Source organism: Methylobacterium sp. J-043 (assembly GCF_022829505.1).
Lineage (GTDB): Bacteria > Pseudomonadota > Alphaproteobacteria > Rhizobiales > Beijerinckiaceae > Methylobacterium > Methylobacterium extorquens_A.
The window spans coordinates 1-17771 of the sequence record NZ_JAKSYB010000028.1; the positions used below are offsets into that span (position 1 = coordinate 1).

The 17771-nt window shown below is 69.2% G+C and carries 15 protein-coding genes and 1 other RNA gene; 11 read left to right on the forward strand and 5 right to left on the reverse strand.

The annotated features are described in order from the left end of the window. Positions 1 to 53: 53 nt before the first annotated feature. A complete protein-coding gene (locus MKK50_RS04090; protein ID WP_499020579.1) occupies positions 54 to 599 on the forward strand; it encodes a DUF4142 domain-containing protein in 546 nt (181 codons plus the stop codon). 70 nt (positions 600 to 669) lie between these two features. Here MKK50_RS04090 and MKK50_RS04095 read toward each other — a convergent pair whose 3' ends face one another. Further along, on the reverse strand, positions 670 to 1716 hold the full coding sequence (locus MKK50_RS04095; protein WP_499020580.1) for a threonine aldolase family protein: 1047 nt from the start codon (positions 1714 to 1716) through the stop codon (positions 670 to 672). Between the two features lie 268 nt (positions 1717 to 1984). Between MKK50_RS04095 and MKK50_RS04100 the strand changes: the two genes are divergently transcribed. Next, a complete protein-coding gene (locus MKK50_RS04100) occupies positions 1985 to 2662 on the forward strand; it encodes a GntR family transcriptional regulator (protein WP_253368711.1) in 678 nt (225 codons plus the stop codon). A 26-nt stretch (positions 2663 to 2688) separates the two neighbouring features. Here MKK50_RS04100 and MKK50_RS04105 read toward each other — a convergent pair whose 3' ends face one another. Next, on the reverse strand, positions 2689 to 3513 hold the full coding sequence (locus tag MKK50_RS04105) for an enoyl-CoA hydratase/isomerase family protein (RefSeq protein WP_499020582.1): 825 nt from the start codon (positions 3511 to 3513) through the stop codon (positions 2689 to 2691). A 23-nt stretch (positions 3514 to 3536) separates the two neighbouring features. Continuing rightward, the gene (locus MKK50_RS04110) at positions 3537 to 4757 is read right to left on the reverse strand and encodes a CaiB/BaiF CoA transferase family protein (RefSeq protein WP_499020584.1); all 1221 of its coding nucleotides are present in this window, start codon (positions 4755 to 4757) and stop codon (positions 3537 to 3539) included. 340 nt (positions 4758 to 5097) lie between these two features. Here MKK50_RS04110 and MKK50_RS04115 point away from each other — a divergent pair, with 340 nt between their 5' ends. Further along, complete coding sequence (locus tag MKK50_RS04115) at positions 5098 to 5565, forward strand: hypothetical protein (protein WP_499020586.1); 468 nt, start codon at positions 5098 to 5100, stop codon at positions 5563 to 5565. A 67-nt stretch (positions 5566 to 5632) separates the two neighbouring features. After that, a complete protein-coding gene (locus MKK50_RS04120) occupies positions 5633 to 6055 on the forward strand; it encodes an FKBP-type peptidyl-prolyl cis-trans isomerase (RefSeq protein WP_253368719.1) in 423 nt (140 codons plus the stop codon). A 54-nt stretch (positions 6056 to 6109) separates the two neighbouring features. Here the strand turns inward: MKK50_RS04120 and MKK50_RS04125 are convergent, their stop codons facing one another. Both MKK50_RS04125 and MKK50_RS04130 read right to left on the reverse strand, forming a co-directional pair. Beyond that, positions 6110 to 7123: an adenosine kinase gene (locus MKK50_RS04125; protein WP_499020589.1), complete on the reverse strand. Its 1014-nt coding sequence runs from the start codon at positions 7121 to 7123 to the stop codon at positions 6110 to 6112. A gap of 193 nt (positions 7124 to 7316) precedes the next feature. After that, complete coding sequence (locus MKK50_RS04130; protein WP_253368723.1) at positions 7317 to 7637, reverse strand: hypothetical protein; 321 nt, start codon at positions 7635 to 7637, stop codon at positions 7317 to 7319. A 103-nt stretch (positions 7638 to 7740) separates the two neighbouring features. Between MKK50_RS04130 and ligA the strand changes: the two genes are divergently transcribed. From ligA to MKK50_RS04165, 7 genes are all read left to right on the forward strand, one after another. Further along, positions 7741 to 10185, forward strand: a complete 2445-nt coding sequence (gene ligA / locus MKK50_RS04135; protein WP_499020591.1) for an NAD-dependent DNA ligase LigA — start codon at positions 7741 to 7743, stop codon at positions 10183 to 10185. Between the two features lie 54 nt (positions 10186 to 10239). Beyond that, positions 10240 to 10644, forward strand: an RNA gene (gene rnpB / locus MKK50_RS04140) — RNase P RNA component class A. 465 nt (positions 10645 to 11109) lie between these two features. Further along, positions 11110 to 12165 carry a 16S rRNA (cytosine(1402)-N(4))-methyltransferase RsmH gene (rsmH, locus tag MKK50_RS04145; protein ID WP_499020593.1) on the forward strand — a complete coding sequence of 352 codons (1056 nt, stop codon included), beginning with the start codon at positions 11110 to 11112 and terminating at the stop codon, positions 12163 to 12165. Then, the gene (gene ftsL, locus MKK50_RS04150; RefSeq protein WP_499020595.1) at positions 12162 to 12593 is read left to right on the forward strand and encodes a cell division protein FtsL; all 432 of its coding nucleotides are present in this window, start codon (positions 12162 to 12164) and stop codon (positions 12591 to 12593) included. The genes rsmH and ftsL overlap by 4 nt, the downstream gene beginning before the upstream one ends. Positions 12594 to 12600: 7 nt before the next feature. Beyond that, positions 12601 to 14457 carry a peptidoglycan D,D-transpeptidase FtsI family protein gene (locus tag MKK50_RS04155; RefSeq protein ID WP_253368734.1) on the forward strand — a complete coding sequence of 619 codons (1857 nt, stop codon included), beginning with the start codon at positions 12601 to 12603 and terminating at the stop codon, positions 14455 to 14457. 254 nt (positions 14458 to 14711) lie between these two features. Then, positions 14712 to 16205, forward strand: coding sequence for a UDP-N-acetylmuramoyl-L-alanyl-D-glutamate--2,6-diaminopimelate ligase (locus tag MKK50_RS04160; RefSeq protein WP_499020597.1), 1494 nt, complete (start codon positions 14712 to 14714; stop codon positions 16203 to 16205). Continuing rightward, a complete protein-coding gene (locus tag MKK50_RS04165) occupies positions 16202 to 17665 on the forward strand; it encodes a UDP-N-acetylmuramoylalanyl-D-glutamyl-2,6-diaminopimelate--D-alanyl-D-alanine ligase (RefSeq protein WP_499020599.1) in 1464 nt (487 codons plus the stop codon). The genes MKK50_RS04160 and MKK50_RS04165 overlap by 4 nt, the downstream gene beginning before the upstream one ends. Positions 17666 to 17771: the final 106 nt, after the last annotated feature.

Consider the following 17771-nt stretch of genomic DNA (forward strand, 5'->3'; position numbering starts at 1 on the left):
GAACGCCCGCTCCGGTTGCTCCGACAGGTACGATTCTTCCCTAGGAGACATTCATGAGAACGACACTCACTGCCGCCGCCTGCCTGCTCCTGCTGGGCGCGGCGGGGATGCCGGCCTATGCCCAATCGGTCGGCGAGAAGACCGGCGTGAACTCGCTGATCGGCGTCGCCCCGACGGCTCAGGACTTCGTCACGCAAGCCGTGATCAGCGACATGTTCGAGAAGCAGACCAGCCAGCTCGCGCTAGAAAAGGCCGACGAGAAGACCAAGGCCTATGCCAAGAAGATGATCGACGACCACAAGATGACGTCGGACGAGCTGACGACCGTGGTCAAGACCGGCGATATGAAGCTCACCATGCCGACCGCCCTGGATTCGAGCCATCAGAGCAAGCTCGACAAGCTCAAGAGCCTGAGCGGCGACGACTTCACCAAGCAGTATCACGACGATCAGGTCACGGCGCACAAGAACGCCACCGACCTCTACAAGCGCTACGCCGAGGGTGGCGATAATGCGGCGCTCAAGGCCTATGCCATCAAGACGAAGCCGCATCTCGACGAGCACCTGAAGATGGCTCAGGACCTCGACAACAAGAAGTAGTTCTTTATGCGTTTCGGGCGGCGTTCTTCTGTGAGCGCCGCCCGGTTTCAAGCGCGATCGTTCGTTTCTTCTACTCGGCCTTTGCTGCGAACGCCGCGGCCTTTGCGCGGATCACTTCCGCCGCCCGGTCGATGCCTGCGCGATCCACGTCGAGATTGGCCGTGGCGCGGATCTGATGCGATCCGATCGCCCGCACCCGCACCCCGTCTTCGAGACAGGCGCTCGCGAAGGTCGAGGCGGTGATGCCCAAGGCGTCCACCGTGAAGCACAGGATGTTCGACTGCCCCGCCGTCGGATCGAAGCCCAAGCCCGGCACGTCGGCGATGGCCCGGTGCAGCCGGCCGGCGTTGGCGTTGTCCTCTGCGAGCTGCGTCATGTGGTGGTCGAGGGCGTAGAGACCCGCCGCCGCCAGAACGCCCGACTGACGCATCGCGCCGCCGAGCCGGTACTTCCACTGCCACGCCTGCTCGATGAAATCCCGCGTTCCGCACAGGACCGCCCCGACCGGGCAACCAAGGCCCTTGCTGAGATCGATCCAGGCGCTGTCGAAGCCGGCCGCATACTCCGCCGCCGAAAGCCCGGTTGCCACGACCGCGTTGAGCAAGCGCGCCCCGTCGATATGCGCCTTCAGCCCGCGCGCCTGCGCGTAGTCGCGGATCAGGCGCATCTCGCCGATGTCCCAGACCGTCCCGCCGGAAAAGCTCGTCGTCTGCTCGACCGAGACCAGCCGTGAGCGCGGCGCCGTCCGCTGCGGAACCCGGATCGCCGCCTCGACCTGGGCCAGGGTGAACAGTCCGACCCGTGTCGGCAGCGCCTTCACCGAGACGCCACCGATCGCGGCGGAGCCTGCGGCCTCGGTGTTGTAGATGTGGGACTGGTCGTCGACGATGATCTCGTCGCCGGGTCGGCAATGGACGAGGATGGAGGCGAGGTTGCACATCGTGCCCGACGGCATGAACACCGCCGCCTCCTGACCGAGCATCTCAGCCACGCGCTCGCATAGGGCATTGGTGGTCGGATCGGAATTCGACTGCTCGTCGCCGACCTCTGCCCGCGCCATGGCCTCTCGCATGCCCGGTGTCGGACGCGTCTGGGTGTCGCTGAACAGGTCGATCATGGCGCATCCCTTCCTGGCGACGGGCCCCGTCCGATGGGCCATGCCGCTACCCTCCGCCGCAACGGGCTTCGACAGCGCCTCTGAATGCATGAAAAATTCAATTCACCGCAAGCCGTCGCGCGTTCCGCACCGACGGTCGGCGTCCGCAGGCCCGGAACTTTCCGTGTGGTTCACGAAGCTGGGAACGGCCACGTATCTCGACAGACGGTAGCCGCAAGTCTAGAAATTGCGACGCGTAGTTTCGCATTTAAAATTCTTTGAGAGCTCGATGAATAGAATTGAGCCCAGTATCGGGATCAGCCGTCGCTACCTTCATGACGAGGTGGCGGATCGGATGCGTGAACTGATCAACGAAGGCGAACTCGAGCCGCGTGCGCGCGTCAACGAGAGCGAGTTGACCGAGCGGTTCGGAATCTCGCGCACCCCGCTGCGCGAGGCGATCAAGATCCTGGCGACCGAAGGACTTCTGGAGCTGCTGCCCAACCGCGGCGCGCGGGTCGCAAGCATCTCACCCGACGAGTTGGAGGAGATGATCGAGGTCATCGCCGGGCTCGAAGCGACCGCTTGCGACCTTGCCTGCCGGACGATCAGCGACGAGGAACTGGCGGAGATCGAGGCGAAGCATCAGGCGATGATGGCGGCGTGGCAGGCCCGCGACGAGGCGATCTACTTCCGTCTGAACCGCGAGATCCACGAAGCGATCATGCTTGCGAGCCGCAACACCAAGTTGCGCAGCCTGTATCTGGGTCTCACCGGCCGGATTCAACGCTCCCGCTACAGCGCCCACCAGACCGAGGCGCAATGGGCCCAGGCGGTCGAGGAGCACAAGCGGATGATCCCGCTGCTCCGCGCCCGCGACGGCGAGGAACTCGCCGCGCTCATGCGCCGGCATATCCGCTCCAAGAAACCGGTGATCGCCGCGATCTACGGCGAAGAGGAGACCTGAGGCGCCACGATCGAACGGACGCCGGCTCAGCGCCCTTTGAAGTGCGGCGAGCGCTTGCCGAGGAAGGCCTCCATGCCCTCCCGGAAATCCTCGCTCATGTAGGTCATCACGATCAGGTCGTCGCCGGGCCGCTCGCCCTCGGCGGCCTCCGCCGCGCCCTCCTCGCCGATCCGTCGCAGGCCTTCCTTGGTGGCCTGGAGGGTGAGGGGCGCGTGGCTCGCGAGCAGGGTCGCCAGCGCATCCGCGCGGGCCGCGACGGCCGCGGCATCCTCGACCACCTCGTTGACGAGGCCGATCGCCAGAGCCTCCTGCGCCTCGACGAGCCGAGCGGTGAACAGGATGTCCTTCACGCGCGGCGCGCCGATGAGATTCGCCAGCCGCCTCAGCGTGTTCTGTGAGAGGCAGTTGCCGAGCGTGCGGGCGATGGGGATGCCGAAGCGGGCGTCGCGGCTGGCGATGCGCATATCGCAGGCCGCAGCGATGGCCGCGCCGCCGCCGGTGCAGGCTCCGGCGACCGCCGCGATGGTCGGCACCCGCAAGCGCTCCAGGCCACCGAGCACTCGGTCCATGAAGCGCTCGTACCCGATCGCATCCTCAGGTTTGCTGAAGCTACGGAACTGGGCGATGTCGGTGCCCGCCGCGAACGCCTTGTCCCCGGCGCCGGTGATGATCACCGCCTTGATCGCGCGGTCCGCCTCGATCCGCTCGCACAGTTCCACCAGCCCGCGATACATCGCGAAGGTCAGCGCGTTGCGCGCCTTCGGCCGGTTGAGGGTGATGCGGGCGATGCCCGCCGCGTCCACCGCGAAGAGCAGTTCGTCGGTCGCAGCGGTCTCGGCGTCAGCGTTCATGGGGCGGTTCCTCGTCAAGCGTCTCAGGCCGTCGTCTCGCGCACGACGCCCCGAGCGATCAGATCGTCGATCGCCGCCCCGTCATAGCCGGCTTGGGCCAAGATGGCGCGGCTGTGCTCGCCGAGCAGCGGCGCGGGGCCATGCACCCGCCCCGGCGTCGCCGAGAATTTGACCGGTAGGCCGAGCGTGCTCATCCGCCCGGCGCGGGCATGCTCGACCTCGACCACCATCTCGCGGGCGCGGGCCTGCGGGTCGGCCTGCATCGCGAGCACGTCGAGCACCGGTCCGGCCGGCACGCCGCCGGCTTCCAGGCGCGCGAGCCAGTCGGCGGAGGGCGCGGTGCGGAAATGCGGGGCCAGCGCCTGGGCCAGGGCCGCGCGGTTCGCCATCCGGTCGCGGTTGGCCGAGAAGCGCGGATCGGCAGCGAGATCCTCGGCGCCGAGCACCGCGAGCAGGCGCAGCCAGTTGGTCTGGTTCGCCGCGCCCAGGGTGATCCAGCCATCCGCCGTCTCGAACGCCTCGTAGGGCGCGTTCAGCGGATGGGCCGAGCCCATCGGCCCCGGCGCCACGCCGGTCGCCATGGCGATGGCCGATTGCCAGTAGGTGAGGGTGATCCCGGCCTCGAACAGCGAGGTATCGACGACCTGCCCCTCGCCGGTCTTCAGCTTGTGGACATGGGCGGCGAGCACGCCCATCGCCGCCAGGATGCCGGCAGTGATGTCGGTGACCGGCGGGCCGCATTTCATCGGCGGCCGGCCGGGCCCCTCGCCGGTGATGCTCATCAGCCCGCTCATGCCCTGCGCCACGAGGTCGAAGCCGGCGCGCTCGGCGTAGGGCCCTGAGCGGCCGAAGCCCGAGAGCGAGCAGTAGATCAGTCCCGGAAACTCCGCGCTGAGGACGTCGTAACCGAGGCCGAGGCGCTCCATCGTGCCGGCGCGGTAGTTCTCGATCAGCACATCGGTATCTGCGAGCAGGCGACGCAGCACCGCCTTGCCCTCCACGCTTTTGAGGTCGAGGGCGATCCCGCGCTTGCCGCGGTTCATCATCATGTAGGCGGCGCTTTCGCCCCCGATCGCCGGCGGCACCGAGCGGCGGGTGTCATCACCGCCATCGATCTTCTCGACCTTGATGACTTCGGCACCCATGTCGCCGAGCATCAACCCGCAGACCGGTCCGGCCATGATGTGGGCAAGTTCGACGACCTTCACGCCGGCCAGCGGGCCGGATTTCGCAACTTCCGTCATCGACCGGGCCTCAGTCGTGCCGCTTGGTCGAGGCACACGCACGACGCGAATCGAAAGCTGGCCGAGAGCCCATCACCTCAATCCTCCCAACGACGGCCGACCTTCCCTCCCGTGCAGCGATAGAGCCGCGTGAGAGGCAATGATGACCCGAATTTTGAATTGATTTTATGGCCCCGATCGCCGGCGAGGCAACCTATTTTGAATGCGGTTTTCCCGCACAAGGGCGAAGCAACGGCCGTGTTCGATGCGCGCGATGGAACGCGCGGGCCGGCTCCTGGTTGTCGGCGAAAGCGTGGCCGTCGGAATGTCTCCCTTTCGGCCCTATGGAGCGGAGGGTTCGATGCGCGGGTTGAGCACGGCACTGGGACTTGCGGCGGCCCTCGCCGTGACGGCAGCGAGCATCGCTCCGACAGAGGCGTCCTGCGCCCGCCGCATCATCAACAAATCCGGCTACATCGCCCTCGTCAGTCGCGACGGCGGCCCCTGGGTCGCGGTGCAGCCGAACCGCTCGCAGACGATCCAGTATTATCAATCAGGCCGCATCGACGTGGCCTTGACCTGCGGTCCCGGCGCCCTGCCGGAACAGGCCGCCTATCGGGCGAGCTACAGCACCGTTGCCGTCATCGACCGCTGCTACATCCGCTTCAGCGACGGCTTCTTCGAGGAGCAGCTCGGCGGCGGCTTCATCGGCCGGAAGGATCCGGGCCCGCTCGCCCTCAACAATCCGCGCCAGGGCGACCTCGTGGTCGGCCCGCAGGCCGGCGCCTGCCCGGCGATGGAGCGTGGGGCGATCACCGCCCGCTATTAGCCTTGCAGCCGGGCGCGTGTTAACCCGCGCGCCCCGTCGTCAGCGACGACGCGCCGAGACGAGATTCATGCGCTCGATCATTCCCCTAGCCGGAGCCATCGCCCTCGCCATGACCAGTGCCGCTTCCGCCGCCCAGCCCGTCACGCTGCCCTCGGGCCTCAGCTACACCGACGAGGTGGTCGGCACCGGCCCCGAGCCGAAGACCGGCCAGCAGGTCACCGTCCACTATACCGGCTGGCTCGATGAAGGCGGCGGCAAGCGTGGCAAGAAGTTCGATTCGTCGCGCGATCGCGGCCAGCCCTTCTCGTTCACCATCGGCGCGGGCCAGGTGATCCGCGGCTGGGACGAGGGCGTCGCCACGATGAAGGCCGGCGGCCGCCGCATCCTGACGATTCCGCCGGATCTCGGCTACGGCGCCCGCGGCGCCGGCGGCGTGATCCCGCCGAACGCCACGCTCATCTTCGACGTCGAGCTGATCGGCTCGCGCTAATCGTCGATTTCCGTCCGGCGCCCTCGCGGGCGCCGGATCGCCTTCGTGGCGGTCTCAGATGAGCTTGTGCTCGCGCGCCAGCGCCAGGAGATCGCGCTGCGGCCGGGCGCCGATATGCTCGATGACCTCGGCCGCCGCGAGCGCACCGAGACGGGCCGAGGCCACGTAGTCGATGCCGCGGGTGTAGCCCGCGAGGAAGCCCGCCGCGAACAGGTCGCCGGCCCCGGTGGTGTCGATCACCTCGCGCACCGGGAAGGCATCCACCGCCCGCACCTCGCCGCCGCGCACCACCAGCGCGCCCTGGGACGAGCGGGTGACGAGGCCGAGCAGATGCGTGCCCTGGCCGCCGCGCTCCTCGCGCAGAGCCGCAACGGCGGCGTCCGGATCATCGGTCTGATAGAGGCTCTGCAACTCACCGATATTGGCGAACAGGATGTCGATGCTGCCGTTGCGGATCAGTTCGAGGAATTCCTCGCGGTAGCGGCCGACGCAGAACGCGTCCGACAGGGTCAGCGCCACGGCGTTGCCGGCGGAATGCGCGACCTTCACCGCCTTGCGGAACGCGTCCTTGGCAGCCGGCGGATCCCACAGGTAGCCTTCGAGATAGGTGACGCGGGCCGAGCGCACGGTCGCCTCGTCCACGTCGTCGGGGGAGAGGCCCTGGCAGGCGCCGAGATAGGTGTTCATGGTGCGCTCGCCGTCGGGCGTCACCAGGATGAAGCAGCGGGCCGTCGCCGGGCCCTCGGTCGCGGGGGGCACGTCGAAGCGCACGCCGGTCGCCTTCAGGTCGTGACTGAACAGGCGGCCGAGTTCGTCCTCGTGCACTTTGCCGACGAAGCCGGTCTTGGCACCGAGCAGAGCGGCGCCGACGGCGGTGTTGGCACCCGAACCGCCGGAGACGACGGTCGCCGGGCCCATCACCTCGAAGAGGGTCTCGGCCCGCGGCTCGTCGATGAGCTGCATTGCGCCCTTCGCGACCCCTTGCTTGACGAGGAAGTCCTCGTCGGCGTGGGCGATGAGATCGACGATGGCGTTGCCGAGGACGAGGAGGTCGAGGGATTGTGACATCGGGCCGTCCGGTCTCGCGTGACAGATGGGCCGGGCCTGTCGCACCCCGCTCGGCAAGCGTCAAGCAAAGGCCGGCTCAAGGCTCCGCGAACAGGGCCGACACGGGGAGGGTGAGGCCGGGCGGATCGAGCGAGAGATCACCCGAGGCGGCGATGCCGTCCCTCGGCCGAGTCGATGAACTCAGTAACCGTCATCACTGCTGCAGCGCCTTCACCTCGCACTGCGCGTAATCCGAACTCGCCTTGACGTAAGCATTGAGCCGCTGGACGTAAGCCCCTGCGATCGATTGGAAAGCCTGAGCCTGGGCGTTGTAGGCCTTGATCGCGTCGTTGTAGCTGTAAGCCTCCCAGCCGGGGCAGCCGTCCTTCTTGTCGAGGCAGGCGGGCTTTTCGGGAAGCTTCGGCTTTTCCGGCCTTGCCTCCGCAGGCGGAGGCGTCGGCGGTGTGCAGGGGGCGGCGAGCGCCGGTCCCGCGAGGCCGGCAAGTGCCAGTGCCGTGATGATGCGTCCTGCCATGGTCCGTCCCCGCGCCGCCGTTTCGACGGTTCTGACGGTCGAGTTGTGGCGGGAATGGGGTCGCGTTAACGCACGGTCGCGCGAGATGCGGTAAACGCGGCTCATGCCGAGCACGCCCCTCTCCGCCGATGTCGAAGCCTTGAGCGAGGATGCCGCCCAGGCGCGCCATGTCGAGCTGTCGCGGGCGATCGAGCGGGCGAACGATCTTTACTACAATGAGGATGCGCCCGAACTCACGGACGCCGAGTATGACACCCTGCGCATGGAGCTGGAGGCGATCGAGGCGCATTTTCCCGCGCTGAGTGGCACCACCGAGGCGAGCGCGGGCGTCGGCGCCAAGCCTTCGGAGAAGTTCGCCAAGGTCCGCCACGCGGTGCCGATGCTGTCGCTCGGCAACGCCTTCGCCGACGAGGATGTCGAGGAATTCGTCGCCCGCGTGCGCCGCTTCCTGAACCTCGCGACCGAGGAGCCTCTGGCCTTCACCGCCGAACCGAAGATCGACGGCCTGTCGTTGTCGCTGCGTTACGAGGCGGGCCGGCTCGTCACCGCGGCGACACGGGGCGACGGCGAGGTTGGCGAGAACGTCACCGCCAACGCGCTGACGGTGAACGACATCCCTGAAACGCTCTCTGGCGAGGGCATCCCCGAGGTGCTGGAGGTGCGCGGCGAGGTCTATCTCTCGCACGAGGATTTCGCCGCCATCAACGCGCGCCAGGAGGCGGCGGGCAAACCACTCTTCGCCAATCCGCGCAACGCCGCCGCCGGCTCGCTGCGCCAGCTCGATCCGGCGATCACCGCGTCGCGCCCTTTGCGCTTCTTCGCCTATGCCTGGGGCGAGGTCTCCGAGCCCTTCGCCGACACGCAATCGGCGGTGCTGGAGCGGTTCCGAGGCTGGGGCCTACCGGTGAACCCGCGGACCAAGCTGTGCCGCTCGGCCGAAGAGATGATCGCGCATTACCGCGCCATCGAGGCCGAGCGGGCGGGGCTCGGCTACGACATCGACGGCGTCGTCTACAAGGTAGACGACCTCGGCTTCCAGCGCCGGCTCGGCTTCGTCAGCCGGGCGCCGCGCTGGGCGCTGGCGCACAAATTCGCGGCGCAGGAAGCGATCACCGAACTTCTGGCCATCGACATCAATGTCGGCCGCACCGGCTCACTCAACCCGCTGGCGCGCCTCAAGCCCGTCACTGTCGGCGGCGTCGTGGTCTCGAACGCGACGCTGCACAACGAGGGCTACGTGCAGGGCGTCGGCGCCGATGGTGAGCCGATCCGCGAGGGCCGCGACATCCGCGTTGGCGACACGGTGATCGTGGTGCGCGCGGGCGACGTCATCCCGAAGGTGCGGGACGTGGTGCTCGACAAGCGCCCGGCCGATGCGGTGCCCTACGTCTTCCCGGACACTTGCCCGGCCTGCGGCAGCCGGGCCGTGCGCGAACTCAACCCACGCACGAAGAAGATCGACGCGATCCGCCGTTGCACCGGGGGGCTGATCTGCCCGGCGCAGGGGGTGGAGCGGCTCAAGCACTTCGTCTCGCGCAATGGCTTCGACCTCGAAGGCTTCGGGCAGACCTATATCGAGGTGCTGTTCGAAGCCGGCCTCGTGAAGCAGCCCGCCGATCTGTTCCGCCTGCCATTCGAGCCCCTGAAGGCCGCGATCGTCGCCCGGCGCGAGGCGCTGTCTGCGCAACGCCGCGCCGAGGGCGAGCCGGCGCCGAAGAAGCCGACCAAGAAGAAGGGCGAGGAGGAGGACAAGGCGATCAAAAATCTGCTCGCCTCGCTCGACGCACGCCGAACAATCCCGCTCAACCGCTTCCTGTTCGCGCTCGGCATCCCGCAGATCGGCGAATCGACGGCGAAGGCGCTGGCCAAGCGCTTCCCCGACATGCCCGCCCTGATGCCGGCGATCGAGATGGCGACGCGGGAGCAGGCCGGCCAGGACTGGCTCGAACTCTCGGCACTCCCGCGGATCGGCCCCGGCACCCGCGACCGGCTGTTCGAAACACTCGATCCGTTGCCCGGCGAGGCGATGCAGGATTTGCCCCTCGGTGCGCGCCTGCGCGGGCGGCTCACGCCCAGCCAGCGCGAGGCGGTGCTCGCCCATTACGGCAGCGAGGAGGCTACGGACGCGGCGCTGGAGCGGGCCGCCTCGCAGCGGCCCGGTGACGCCTACCGATTGTTCGCCGATGACGGCGAGATCGGTCCTGTGGCGACGGATTCATTGATCCAGTTCTTCTCCGAGCCGCACAACGACGCGGCGGTGCGGGCGCTGCTCGAAGAGGTGGGAACCGAGCCGCTCGCCGCGACGGCCTCGGCAGCGGCGTTTGCCGGCAAGACCGTGGTGTTCACCGGCACCCTCGAAAAGATGACCCGCAGCGAGGCCAAGGCCACCGCCGAGCGCCTCGGCGCCAAGGTCTCGGGTTCGGTCTCGGCCAAGACCGACCTCGTGGTCGCCGGCCCCGGAGCCGGCTCGAAACTCAAGGACGCCGAGCGCCACGGGGTGAAGGTGATCTCGGAGGACGATTGGTTGGCGATGCTGGCGGAGGCGTAAAGTTTTGCGCGAGCCTTGACCCCGCGCCCCCCGCGGCGCAATCCGTGCCCCGGATCAGCCGGCCGGGCGGCCGCTCCGTCGTCAGACGGGGAGGAAAGTCCGGGCTCCATGGAGAGACGGTGCCGGATAACCTCCGGCGGGGGCGACCCTAGGGACAGTGCCACAGAGAGCAGACCGCCTTGCTTGGGCTCGTCCTTCGCAAGGTCAGGGTGAAAGGGTGCGGTAAGAGCGCACCGCGGACGCGGCAACGCGGACGGCACGGCAAACCCCACCGGGAGCAAAACCGAATAGGGGCGACACGCCTTTCCCGCGAGGGGAGGGCAGGCCCTCTCTCCAGGCTCGTCGCCCGGGTTGGTTGCTCGAGGCGGCCGGTAACGGACGTCCCAGAGGAATGGCTGCCACGTCCGTGAGTTCATCTCACGGGCCCTACAGAACCCGGCTTACAGGCCGGCTGATCCACCCGGAGGCTCGCCCGGCAGCTCAGAAGAGAGCCTTCTCAATTCGATGCGGCGAAGTGCTTCCCGAACATCGGGAATTCCGCGCTGGCGCACCATGCGTCGATCGCGAGAGTTGCCGCCCTCCCGCCTGGTAAACCTCAAGAAAACGACCCCGGCATTGACGCTCGGTTAACCTTGATGCGGTCAGATCAGAGCTGCCTGCATGGTCAAGCTCGTTGACGCGTTTCGAGGGCCCATGTTACCCCGCGCCATCCCGTTGACGCCCTGTTCTGGATCGGCCAACACTCGCTCAGGTTGCCTCGCGGGACTGCGCGCGCATGGCCGGAGCCGCTCGCGGTTCGGCGTCGCCCCATCTGATCGGGCCGCCCTGCGGTCCGTCCACTCTGCAGGCTCCCATGATGCATCCCCCGCCGGGTGGCGCCCGAGCTGTCTTCGGATTCCGCGAGAGCGACGTGGGACGATGCCGATGAGCCGGGCGCCGCGCACGGCAAGGCCCGAGATGCCGAAGGGCGAGCAGGCGCGCCACGTTCCCGTCCTGCTCGCCGAAGTTCTCGCCGCGCTCTCCCTCGACCGGCCGGGCCTGGCCGTGGACGGCACCTTCGGTGCGGGCGGCTACACCCGCGCGCTGCTCGAGGCCGGGCCGGAGGTGCGCGTGATCGCCATCGACCGCGATCCCAGCGCGATCCGGGGCGGAGCGGATCTCGTGAATGCCTCCGGGGGCCGACTGCGGCTGGTCCAGGGCCGCTTCGGCGATCTCGACACGCTCATCGCCGATCAGGACGAGGCGCAGGCCGATTGGGTCGTGCTCGATATCGGCGTGTCCTCGATGCAGATCGACGAGGCGCAGCGCGGCTTCTCGTTCCGGCAGGACGGGCCGCTCGACATGCGCATGGGCGGGGAGGGCCCCTCGGCAGCCGACCTCGTGAACGGCGAGGAGGAGACCACGCTCGCCGACATCCTCTACCATTTCGGCGAGGAGCGCCGCTCGCGCGCGGTCGCCCGCGCCATCGTCGAGGCGCGGCGCCGCGCCCCGATCGAGACAACGGCGCAGCTTGCCGACCTCATCGCCGGCGTGGTGCGGCCCGAGCCCGGCAGCCCGATCCATCCGGCGACCCGCAGCTTCCAGGGCCTGCGGATCGCGGTGAACGACGAACTCGGCGAGTTGGTGCGCGGCCTGCATGCCGCCGAGCGGGTGCTCAAGCCCGGCGGCCGGCTCGCGGTGGTGACGTTCCATTCGCTGGAAGACCGCATCGTCAAGCAGTTCTTCTCCGCCCGCAGCGGCCGGGCGGCGCAGGCCTCCCGGCACGTCCCGGGCGTGGAGCGGCTGGCGCCCAAGAGTTTCAAGCTGGTGACCAAGGGCCCCATCCTGCCCTCGGAAGCCGAGACGGACGTGAACCCGCGGTCGCGCTCGGCCAAGCTGCGCGCCGGCGAGCGGACCGACGCGCCCGCGCCGCCGGTGCTGAGCGCCATCGAAACGCTGGCGAGCCTGCCGGCTCCACAGGGACGGGGGCCACGGCGGTGATCCGGCTTCTCAACGTGCTGGCGATCGTCGGGCTGATCGGCTCGGCGGTCTACGCCTACTCGATCAAATACGACACGCTCTATCAGGCGGGTCAGGTCTCCAAACTGAAGACCGGCCTGCACAAGGAGCGGCAGGCCATCGCGGTGCTGCGCGCCGAGTGGCAACTCCTGACACGCCCGGACCGGCTCCAGGCGGCGGTCGAGCGGCATCTCACCCTCGAACCGATCGGCAACGGGCATCTCGCCCGCCTCTCCGACCTGCCGAACCGGCCCGACCGCGGTGACGAGATCGGCCGCCTGCTCGCCTCCACGGCGACCCCGACCGTGACCCCGACGGACAAGCCGGGGAGCGCCCGCGACGAGCCGCGCACCACCGGCTCCGTCACCACCCGCACCGTCTCCACCCGCCCGCCCGCGGTTTCGAGGTAGCGTCCCCGTGTCCCACGATCCGTCCCAGGAAGATCCGTCTCAGGGTCTGCAGCACGAGCAGCCGGTCGCGGCCGATGCGGCCGTGCCGGAGCCGGGCCCGGACCGTGTGGTGAGGAGCGAGCCGCCGGCCTCGGCGCTGACGCGGCTCGCCCGGATGATGTTCCGCCTCGCGATCGAACGCTCGCATGCCCGCGTGGCGCTGGTCGGCCTCGCCTTCACGGCGGTCTTCCTTACCATCAGCGTGCGGCTGATCGTGATCGCGGCGACGCCGGCGAGCAACAGCGACGAGCACCGGGTGGCGGCCGCCGCCACCACGGCGATCCGCCCGGACATCATCGACCGCAACGGCGAGATCCTCGCCACCGACATCCGCACCGTCTCGGTCTTCGCCGAGCCGAAGCGGATGGTGCGCACCTTCGACACCGACGAGGCGGTCGAGCTCCTGACCGCCGTGCTGCCCGAGCTGAACGCGGCGGAGCTGCGCGCCAAGCTGTCCTCGAAGAAGGGCTTCGTCTGGATCAAGCGCGAGATCACGCCGAAGCAGCAGCTCGAAGTCCACCGCCTCGGCATCCCCGGCGTCGGCTTCCTGCCCGATCACAAGCGCGTCTACCCGAACGGGGTCGCGGCCGCGCACATCATCGGCGCGACAAACCTCGACAACATCGGCATCGCCGGCATCGAGAAGTACATCGACAACCGCGGCAACAAGGCGCTCAACGAGTTCGGCCTCGTGGCCAAGCAGACCGACCTCTCGCCGATCCAGCTCTCCCTCGACCTGCGCGCCCAGTTCGCCCTGCGCGACGAGCTCGTGAAAGGCGTGGAGAAGTTCAAGGCCAAGGCCGGCGCCTCGATGATCCTCGACGTGACCACCGGCGAGGTCGTCGCGCTCGCCTCCTACCCGGATTTCGACCCGAACGAGCCGAAGGACGCGTTGTCGGACGACCGCATCAACCGGATGAATGTCGGCGTCTACGAGATGGGCTCGACCTTCAAGGCGATGACTCTCGCCATGGCGCTCGATTCCGGCAAGTACAACGTCAACTCCACCTTCGACACCCGCGGCGGCGTGCTGCACTGGGGCCGGCAGAAGATCCACGACTACCACGCCACCGGGCGCGTGCTGACCATGCCGGAGGTGTTCACCCACTCCTCCAACATCGGCTCGGCCAAGATGGCGCTCGGCGTCGGCGTGCCCGGCCACCGCGCCTTCCTCAAGAAGATGGGCCTGCTCGACCGGATGCGCACCGAGCTGCCGGAATCGGCCGCGCCGATCCTTCCGCCGCGCTGGGCCGAGATCAACACCATCACCATCGCCTTCGGCCACGGCATCGCGGTGGCGCCGATCCAGGCGGCGGCGGCGGTGGCGGCGATCATCAACGGCGGCGACCTGATGACGCCGACCTTCCTGAAGACCGACGAGCCGACCGCGCGGGGCAAGGCCAGCCACGTGATGAAGCCGGAGGCCAGCGAGGCGATGCGCTTCATCATGCGCCTCAATGCCGTCGAGGGCTCGGCCAAGAAGGCGTCGATCCCGCTCTACTACGTCGGCGGCAAGACCGGTACGGCCGAGAAGGTCATCAACGGGCGCTACGCCAAGAACCGCCTGTTCACGACCTTCATGGCCGCCGCCCCGATGGACAAGCCGAAATACCTGTTCCTGACGATCATGGACGAGCCGCAGGGCCTGCCCGAGACCGGCGGCTACGCCACGGCCGCCTACAATTCGGGCACGGTCACGGGCAAGATCATCGAGCGGGCCGCGCCGATCCTCGGGCTGGCCCCGCGCTTCGATCCGCCGGTGAAGCCGTTCCCGCTGATGGTGAAGCTCGGCGCCTACCATGCGACCATGGTGGACGGGCAGTGACGATGGCCTGTACCCCAGGGCGATCGCCTATAGCGATCACTCTGGGTTTTATGCCAGCCTCAAGCGCCGGCGCCCGCCTCCGCGGGCTCAGGCTTTCGCTCCGCTCGATGCATCTCAGGACCGAAGTCCCGAGATGCCCGCTCCGCGCGACGCTCTTCGCGCCGCGAAGCCGCTCATGCGACTTCGAGTATTGGCCTTTGGCCCATACACAGACGGCCTGACCCGCACGGACGCTTCCGAGGATTGTTTTGCCGATGAGCCAGCCGACGCCTGACGACCGGACTCTTGGCGACCAAACTCTTGGCGCCCTGTTCCCGGAGGTGGATGCGGCCATCGCCGGCCGCCCCGTCGCTGGCCTCACCGCCGACAGCCGTAAGGTCGTACCCGGCGGCGTGTTCGTGGCTGTTCCCGGCACCGCCGCCGACGGCCGCCGCTTTGCCGCCGCCGCCGGATCGGCCGGCGCGGTCGCCGTGGCCGGGGAGGGGACGCGCCCGGACGACCTGCCCGAGGCGACAGCCTGGATCGAAGTCGCGGATGCCCGCCGGGCGCTGGCGCTCGCCGCCGGCCGCCTGTCCGGGCGCCAACCGGAGACGGTGGTGGCGGTCACCGGCACCAGCGGCAAGAGTTCGGTCGCCGACTTCGTGCGGCAGATCCTGTCACGCCTCGGCCGGGACTCGGCGAGCCTCGGCACCGTCGGCATCGTCACCAACCGGGGCGCGGAATACGGCTCGCTGACGACGCCCGACCCCGTCACGCTGCACGAGACCCTGGCGCGTCTGGCCGACGAGGGCATCACCGATCTGGCCATGGAGGCTTCCTCCCACGGCATCGAGCAGCGCCGTCTCGACGGGGTGGAACTGACGGCCGCTGCCTTCACCAATCTCGGCCGCGACCACCTCGATTATCACCCCACCATCGAGGACTATCTGGAAGCCAAGCTCCGCCTGTTCACGACGCTGCTGCCGAAGGGCCGCCCGGCCATCGTCAACGCCGACGGTGCATATGCCGAGCGCGTCGTCGGCGTCGCCGATGCCGCCGGCCATGCCATCCGCACCACGGGGCGCGGCGGCAACTTCATCCGCCTCGTCGAGGCCGGGACGGAGGGTTTTGCGCAGAGCCTGACGCTCGCCCATGACGGTCGGGAGTACCGCGTGCGCCTGCCGCTCGTCGGCGGCTTCCAGGTGGAGAACGCGCTCGTTGCGGCGGGCCTCGCCTTGGCGACGGCGGCGGGGGCCGCCGATCCCGCCGGCGTCTTCGCCGCGCTCGAAGGGCTCACCGGCGTGCCGGGCCGCATGGAGCGGATCGGTGAGGCGAAGGGCGGGCTCTGCCTCGTAGATTACGCCCACAAGCCGGAAGCCCTTGAGCATGTGCTGACGGCTTTACGCCCCTTCGCCAGCGGGCGCCTCTTCGTGGTGTTCGGCTGCGGCGGCAACCGCGATGCCGGCAAGCGGCCGATCATGGGCGCAATCGCCGAGCGCCTCGCGGATCGGGTCATCGTCACCGACGACAACCCCCGCAACGAGGAGCCCGCCGCCATTCGCGCCGCCATCCTCGCCGCGGCACCGGGCGCGGAGGAGATCGGCGACCGGGCCGAGGCGATCCGCGCGGGCGTGCGGGATTTGGCGCCCGGCGACGTGCTGGTCGTGGCCGGCAAAGGACATGAAACCGGCCAGATCGTCGGGCCACGGGTGCTCCCGTTCTCGGATCACGACACCCTGCGCGCCGCGATCGCGGAGTTGAACGGATGACCGACGCCCCCCTCTGGACCCCTGCCGCCCTGGAGGCGGCCACCGGCGGGCGCCTGATCGGCGCGCCGCGCGCCGTCACCGGCGCCTCGATCGACACCCGCAGCCTGGAACCCGGCGACCTGTTCTTCGCCATCCGCGGCGAGACGCGGGACGGGCACGACTTCGTGCGCGCTGCCCTGGACAAGGGCGCTGGCGCGGCGGTGGTCGCGGAAGCGCGTGCGAAGGAATTCGAGGGCGTCGGCCCGGTGCTCGCCGTGCCGGGTGAGGGCGAGGATCCGGTTCTGGAGGCGATGCGCCGCCTGGGCCTCGCCGCCCGCGCCCGCACTGGGGCGGCGATCGTCGCGGTGACCGGCTCCGTCGGCAAGACCGGCACCAAGGAAGCCCTGCGCCACGTGCTCTCGGCGCAAGGCGCCACGCACGCCTCGGTCGCCTCCTACAACAACCACTGGGGCGTGCCGCTGACGCTGGCGCGGATGCCGGAGGCCAGCCGCTTCGGCGTGTTCGAGATCGGCATGAACCACGGCGCCGAGATCCTGCCGCTGACCGCCATGGTGCGGCCGGACGTGGCGCTGATCACCACGGTCGAGCCGGTGCATATCGAGCATTTCCGCTCGCTCTCCGCCATCGCCGACGCCAAGGGCGAGATCTTTTCCGGGTTGAAGCCCGGCGGCATCGCCGTGATCAACCGCGACAACCCGAACTACGAGCGGCTGCTCGCCCACGCCCACGCCTCGCGGGCGGGCCGTGTCATCACCTTCGGCGAGCACGCGGCGGCGGATGTGCGCGCCCACCGTATCCTGACCCGGCCCGACGTCTCGGTGGTCGACGCCACCGTGATGGGCGTGCCCCTGACCTACCAGCTCGGCACGCCGGGCCGGCACGTCGCGATGAACTCGCTCGGCGTGCTCGCCTGCATCCACGCGCTGGGCGCCGACCTCGCCCGCGCCGCCCTGTCGCTGGCGAGCCTCAAGCCGCCGGTCGGGCGCGGCGAGCGCACGGCGCTTCGGATCGGAGACGGCGAGGCCTTCCTGATCGACGAGAGCTACAACGCCAACCCCGCCTCGATCCGCGCCGCCCTGGCGACGCTCGCCGGGATCGAGACCGGCGCCAAGGGGCGGCGCATCGCCGTGCTCGGCGACATGAAGGAACTCGGCGCGGCCGGCGAAGCGCTGCACCGCGAGCTGGCGGACGCGGTCGCCGCGAACGGCATCGATCGCGTCTTCGCCGTCGGCCCGCTGATGGCGCACCTGTTCGAGGCACTGCCGATGCCGGTACGGGGGACGGCCGCGCCGACCGCCGAGGGTGTCGCCGACGCCGTCCTCGCGACCCTGCAGCCGGGCGATGCCGTGATGGTCAAGGGCTCCAACTCCATGCGCATGGTCCGCATTGTCGAAGCGGTCAAAGCCCGCTACGCGGTCGCGCCGGACCCGCGCGAAGCCTCGCTGAACGCGGTTCGCTGAGCTTCACTCCATCGTCCGGGCCCTGGCGCCCGGCCGTTCCATCCGGCCGCGCGCGACGCCGTGCCGGGCGTGTCGACAAAGAACCTGCCGCGGGCGGACTGAACGC

Excerpts from the sequence above, each read along its gene's own strand:
- MKK50_RS04120 (WP_253368719.1), top strand. The coding sequence starts at position 5,633 with ATGCGCTCGATCATTCCCCTAGCCGGAGCCATCGCCCTCGCCATGACC.
- MKK50_RS04105 (WP_499020582.1), bottom strand. The coding sequence starts at position 3,513 with ATGAACGCTGACGCCGAGACCGCTGCGACCGACGAACTGCTCTTCGCG.
- MKK50_RS04090 (WP_499020579.1), top strand. The coding sequence starts at position 54 with ATGAGAACGACACTCACTGCCGCCGCCTGCCTGCTCCTGCTGGGCGCG.
- rsmH (WP_499020593.1), top strand. The coding sequence starts at position 11,110 with ATGAGCCGGGCGCCGCGCACGGCAAGGCCCGAGATGCCGAAGGGCGAG.
- MKK50_RS04095 (WP_499020580.1), bottom strand. The coding sequence starts at position 1,716 with ATGATCGACCTGTTCAGCGACACCCAGACGCGTCCGACACCGGGCATG.
- MKK50_RS04110 (WP_499020584.1), bottom strand. The coding sequence starts at position 4,757 with ATGACGGAAGTTGCGAAATCCGGCCCGCTGGCCGGCGTGAAGGTCGTC.
- MKK50_RS04160 (WP_499020597.1), top strand. The coding sequence starts at position 14,712 with ATGAGCCAGCCGACGCCTGACGACCGGACTCTTGGCGACCAAACTCTT.
- MKK50_RS04125 (WP_499020589.1), bottom strand. The coding sequence starts at position 7,123 with ATGTCACAATCCCTCGACCTCCTCGTCCTCGGCAACGCCATCGTCGAT.
- MKK50_RS04130 (WP_253368723.1), bottom strand. The coding sequence starts at position 7,637 with ATGGCAGGACGCATCATCACGGCACTGGCACTTGCCGGCCTCGCGGGA.
- MKK50_RS04165 (WP_499020599.1), top strand. The coding sequence starts at position 16,202 with ATGACCGACGCCCCCCTCTGGACCCCTGCCGCCCTGGAGGCGGCCACC.
- MKK50_RS04100 (WP_253368711.1), top strand. The coding sequence starts at position 1,985 with ATGAATAGAATTGAGCCCAGTATCGGGATCAGCCGTCGCTACCTTCAT.
- ligA (WP_499020591.1), top strand. The coding sequence starts at position 7,741 with ATGCCGAGCACGCCCCTCTCCGCCGATGTCGAAGCCTTGAGCGAGGAT.
- MKK50_RS04115 (WP_499020586.1), top strand. The coding sequence starts at position 5,098 with ATGCGCGGGTTGAGCACGGCACTGGGACTTGCGGCGGCCCTCGCCGTG.